10 protein-coding genes and 1 pseudogene are annotated in these 4,253 nt (G+C 41.7%); 8 read left to right on the top strand and 3 right to left on the bottom strand.

The genetic code is table 11. From position 1 onward, the window contains the following. Positions 1-8 precede the first annotated feature (8 nt). From F6K49_RS32260 to F6K49_RS32270, 3 genes are all read right to left on the bottom strand, one after another. Positions 9-245, bottom strand: a complete 237-nt coding sequence (locus F6K49_RS32260; protein ID WP_293103205.1) for a hypothetical protein — start codon at positions 243-245, stop codon at positions 9-11. 1 nt (position 246) lies between these two features. Beyond that, positions 247-822, bottom strand: coding sequence for a transposase (locus tag F6K49_RS32265; RefSeq protein ID WP_293103208.1), 576 nt, complete (start codon positions 820-822; stop codon positions 247-249). 246 nt (positions 823-1,068) lie between these two features. Beyond that, entirely contained in the window at positions 1,069-1,293 is a 225-nt protein-coding gene (locus F6K49_RS32270; RefSeq protein WP_293103211.1) for a hypothetical protein, read from the bottom strand. Positions 1,294-1,307: 14 nt separating this feature from the next. On the opposite strand from F6K49_RS32270, the gene F6K49_RS32275 reads away from it, so the two are divergent. The 8 genes and pseudogenes from F6K49_RS32275 to F6K49_RS32310 all read left to right on the top strand — a co-directional run bounded on the left by F6K49_RS32275 (position 1,308) and on the right by F6K49_RS32310 (position 3,895). Beyond that, a complete protein-coding gene (locus F6K49_RS32275; RefSeq protein ID WP_293103214.1) occupies positions 1,308-1,466 on the top strand; it encodes a hypothetical protein in 159 nt (52 codons plus the stop codon). 85 nt (positions 1,467-1,551) lie between these two features. Beyond that, complete coding sequence (locus F6K49_RS32280) at positions 1,552-1,839, top strand: DUF433 domain-containing protein (protein ID WP_293103217.1); 288 nt, start codon at positions 1,552-1,554, stop codon at positions 1,837-1,839. Between the two features lie 2 nt (positions 1,840-1,841). After that, a complete protein-coding gene (locus tag F6K49_RS32285; protein ID WP_293082772.1) occupies positions 1,842-2,204 on the top strand; it encodes a DUF5615 family PIN-like protein in 363 nt (120 codons plus the stop codon). Between the two features lie 124 nt (positions 2,205-2,328). Then, entirely contained in the window at positions 2,329-2,589 is a 261-nt protein-coding gene (locus tag F6K49_RS32290; RefSeq protein ID WP_293103223.1) for a BrnT family toxin, read from the top strand. Next, the gene (locus F6K49_RS32295; RefSeq protein ID WP_293103220.1) at positions 2,573-2,848 is read left to right on the top strand and encodes a BrnA antitoxin family protein; all 276 of its coding nucleotides are present in this window, start codon (positions 2,573-2,575) and stop codon (positions 2,846-2,848) included. The genes F6K49_RS32290 and F6K49_RS32295 overlap by 17 nt, the downstream gene beginning before the upstream one ends. Beyond that, a complete protein-coding gene (locus F6K49_RS32300; protein ID WP_293054923.1) occupies positions 2,835-2,981 on the top strand; it encodes a hypothetical protein in 147 nt (48 codons plus the stop codon). Before F6K49_RS32295 ends, F6K49_RS32300 begins: the two co-directional genes overlap by 14 nt. After that, positions 2,981-3,328: pseudogene (locus tag F6K49_RS32305) on the top strand (XisH family protein); the annotation flags it as partial. The gene F6K49_RS32300 and the pseudogene F6K49_RS32305, both read left to right, overlap by 1 nt. A gap of 222 nt (positions 3,329-3,550) precedes the next feature. Then, positions 3,551-3,895, top strand: coding sequence for a XisI protein (locus tag F6K49_RS32310; RefSeq protein WP_293066386.1), 345 nt, complete (start codon positions 3,551-3,553; stop codon positions 3,893-3,895). Positions 3,896-4,253 lie beyond the last annotated feature (358 nt).

The following is a 4,253-nucleotide window of genomic DNA, read 5'->3' on the forward strand; positions in this document are numbered from 1 at the left end:
AATAATGGTTATAATGATGAAGTGCGAACGCTGATAAAGTAGGGTGGGCAAATTGAGATGATAACTGATCGAATTGCCAAACTATCAGAATTTGCCCACCCTACCCGACTATTTTGTTGCTTAATAATGGTTATATTGATGAAGTGCGATCGCTCTTGTAGGGTGGGCAAATGGACATGATTGATGATCAATTGGTAAAACTTTGATAATTTGCCCACCCTACCCCACATTAATAATTTGCCCACCCTACTCCCCTGCAAAATCTTCTAAATCGCTAAAATCTAGAACTTGTGGTAAATTCTTCCCACAACAACACCCCCAATCCGGTCGATACTTGCCTCGCTCCACCCATTTGTGAAAACTGGAATATTCCCACAAATGTGGACAAGACACCAAACCATGTTTAACCGGATTATAGTGAATATAATCTATATGTCGGTGTAAATCATGGTCATTACGAATGGTATGCTCCCAAAACCGACGTTGCCAGACATTGCTTTCTCGATGCTTACGACGAGAAGCAGAAACATCTACCTCAAATGAGCGTTTTTCCGGTAAAGAGCGGGTAAATAACACCTTAAACCGAGACACTCGCATAGAATAATTAGAATCATCCGGTGGTAACGACCAGATAAAATGAAGATGATCCGGTAAAACAACGGCTGCTGTGATGTCAAAGGGTTTTTCTGTCCGCATTTTTGCCATCGCCTTCCGTAACCTTATTATATTCTCAACATCTGAAAATAGAGGAATACGGCGATATGTGACTAAAGTCAGAAAAAATACTCCTCCTGGCACATAAGAACGACGATAGTTCGACATATTGAGATTAAAATGGTGGCGAGCATCCTCTGTTTCAGTTTAATCCCGATTCAGAGTAGGGTGGGCAAATGGGCCGGAGTACGCGGATAAAGTAGGGTGGGCAAATAGTCAGGATATATGATGAAATTGCCTTCGGTACAGAATTTGCCCACCCTACCCGACCGAATGCGATCTACTTGTAGTAGTAGGGTGGGCAAATAGTCAGGATATATGATGAAATTGCCTTCGGTACAGAATTTGCCCACCCTACCCGACGGAATTGCGATCTACCCGACTATTGGTTAATGGTTGATGATTTGCCGACCCTACCCCTTGCTTGTAGTAGGGTGGGCAAATAGTCAGGATTGATGATGAAATTGCCTTCGGTATAGTATTTGCCGACCCTACCCGCTCCTTTTGCGATCGCACTTGTCGGGTGGGCAAATAGTCAGGATATATGATGAAATTGCCTTCGGTATAGTATTTGCCCACCCTACCCCTACCGAATGCGATCGCACTTGTCGGGTGGGCAAATAGTCAGGATATATGATGAAATTGCCTTCGGTATAGTATTTGCCCACCCTACCCCTACCGAATGCGATCGCACTCTTGTAGTTTGGTGGGCAAATGGTCTTGGGTTCCTGATGAAATTGCCTTCCGTTTAGTATTTGCCCACCCTACCGGACCGAATGCGTACGCACTATATTTTAAAATAAGGGAAAAACCCCCCATATTTATTGGAGAAACCCCTTGGCAACCCTTACCGACATTGGCAAACTGATCACAACTGATCCCAATAGTAATCGTCCAGTCATTGCAGGAACTCGAACCTCTGTGCGCCGAATTGCTGGCCTATATAATCAAGGTAACAACGCCGAAGAAATAGCCAGACGATTAAATCACCTAACAATCACTCAAATTTATGCCGCCTTAACGTATTATCATGCTAACCGTCTCGAAATTGACCAAGATATAGCAGCCGAACAAACCGCCTATGAAGAACTCGCCAAACAACATTATCAGGCAACCAAACCCTAAAAATGACACAAATTCGTCTTTATTTAGATGAAGATAGCATGGATAGCGATCTGATAACGGCCTTGCGTCTTCGCAACGTGAATGTTGTCTCGACAGGGGAAGCTCAAATGTTGTCCCGTAGCGATGAAGAACAATTACAATGGGCCTATGACCATCAGCGGGTTATTTATAGCTTTAATGCCCGAGACTTTTATAGAATTCATACTAATTTTATCGATAAAAAACAAGAGCATTCAGGGATTATTTTAGGGTTTCAAAACTATTCCATTGGTGAACAAATGCGGCGGATTTTAAGGATAATTGCCACTAAATCAGCAGAAGACATGAAAAATCAAGTAGAATTTTTAAGTGCTTGGGGAGAATAATAGCGTACGCTTCTCCCAACACACCAACCGAGTGCGTTCGCGTAGCGTGGCCTACGGCCAATCGCACAAATAGATCTTGACTAGACTTTAAGTTATACATATAATATATGTATGACATTTGAATATGATCCAAGAATTGCAAAAACCAATTGGCATGCATCATGGTGTTTCCTTTGCGGAAGCTGAAATGGTGTTTTTCGATCCCCTTGCCATTCATGACATTGATCCAGATTCGATTAGTGAAGAACGTTTCATCGCAGTGGGAATAGGAAACTCTGGATTACCATTGGTCGTTGTATATACCATGCGCGGTGAGGTGATTCGATTAATTTCTGCTCGTCGCGCCACAAAACAGGAGACAAAAGCTTATGAGAAAGGAATATGATTTTTCTAAAGGAAAACGAGGAGCCGTAATTCCTTCTAAAGGAAAAACACGCATTACTATTTATCTCGATGATGAAATTCTTGCCAATTTTCGAGAACAGGCCGAAACGGCTGGAATTGGTTATCAGACTCTGATAAATGAGGCTTTAAAAAAACATATCCTACTGCCAAATGAGCAACCTCTGACCCAAGGGGATCTACGTCGTATTCTTCGTGAAGAATTATCAGATAAAGTAGGGTGGGCAAATGGACATGATTGATGATGAAATTGCCAAGCTCTCAGAATTTGCCGACCCTACCCTAAGGAATGCTCGCTTTACCCCCTACTTCATTCGTCACCTCCGCCAACACTTTAAATACCACAGGTTTTGTGATGCAAGGGAGCAAGAGTAATGGCAAAAGACTTATTTCATGATGTTGTTAAAAATGCCTTAATTAAAGATGGTTGGCAAATTACCGATGATCCGTTTTTTTTGAAAGTCGGCGGAGTAGAATTTTTTATTGATCTGGGTGCCTAAAAACTAATTGCGGCAGAAAGAAATGGTCAGCGGATTGCAGTGGAAATCAAAAGTTTTATTAATCCCTCCTCTATTACAGACTTCCACCTTGCCATTGGTCAATTCATTAACTATCGAGTAGCCTTAAAGGTAAAAGATCCAGAACGACAATTATTTCTGGCGATTCCCGATACCACCTACCAAAGGTTTTTTCAGAAAGAATTCCCTCAAATTGTTATTCAATAGTACCAACTTAAACTATTATAGCGTTTATCATACCTTTGAGGTACACATTATTTTTTTTCTATTCCCTATTCCCTATTCCCTATTCCCTATTCCCTATTCCCTATTCCCTATTCCCTATTCCCTGCTCCCTGCTCCCTGCTCCCTAAAACCCAGAGATTTGTACCTCATGGGTATAATACTTGCTATAAGTTATGACATTGATAATGAGGTAATTGTATCATGGAAAAGCTAGAAAAGCTTCAAACTTATCGCAGCATAATCAAGCAACTACTCAGTCAATATGCCAGTTACAAACCCTCTCATGGTGACATTGAAATTCATAGCATTTTTGATACGGAAAACGACCATTATCAAGTAATGGCCATCGGCTGGGACAAGAAAGAAAGAGTTTATGGCTGTTCAGTTCATTTAGAGATAAAAAATGGCAAGATCTGGATTCAGAATAACAATACTGAATGGGATATTGGTCAAGATATGGTTAATATGAACGTTCCCAAAAATGATATTGTTATTGGGTTTCAGCCACCTTCTATGCGGCAATACTCAGGCTATGGCACAAAGTAAGCATATGCGCTACGCGCACGCTGCGCGAACAGCGGTCAGCGGTCAGCCGTCAGTGCCTACGCGTAGCGTGGCCGTAGGCCAATCGCTCTTGTAGGGTGCTTCGCGGTGAAATGTAACGCACCATCTATATACAAATTGAAACCAAAATATCCTTAACCAATACAATGGTGCGTTACGGCTTAAACTATGGCAATATCATCTATTTTTATCAACCAAACCGCCTAACGCACCCTACAAAATCTACCTGGAATATTGCTAAGCATTCTTCTGCTAACAAAATTCATGCAATCACCCAGCATTACTAACTCCTTAAACGCTTTTCTCCAACAACCGAATATAGAAGCATCTCCTGCTTGGA

Source organism: Moorena sp. SIO3I6, from assembly GCF_010672095.1.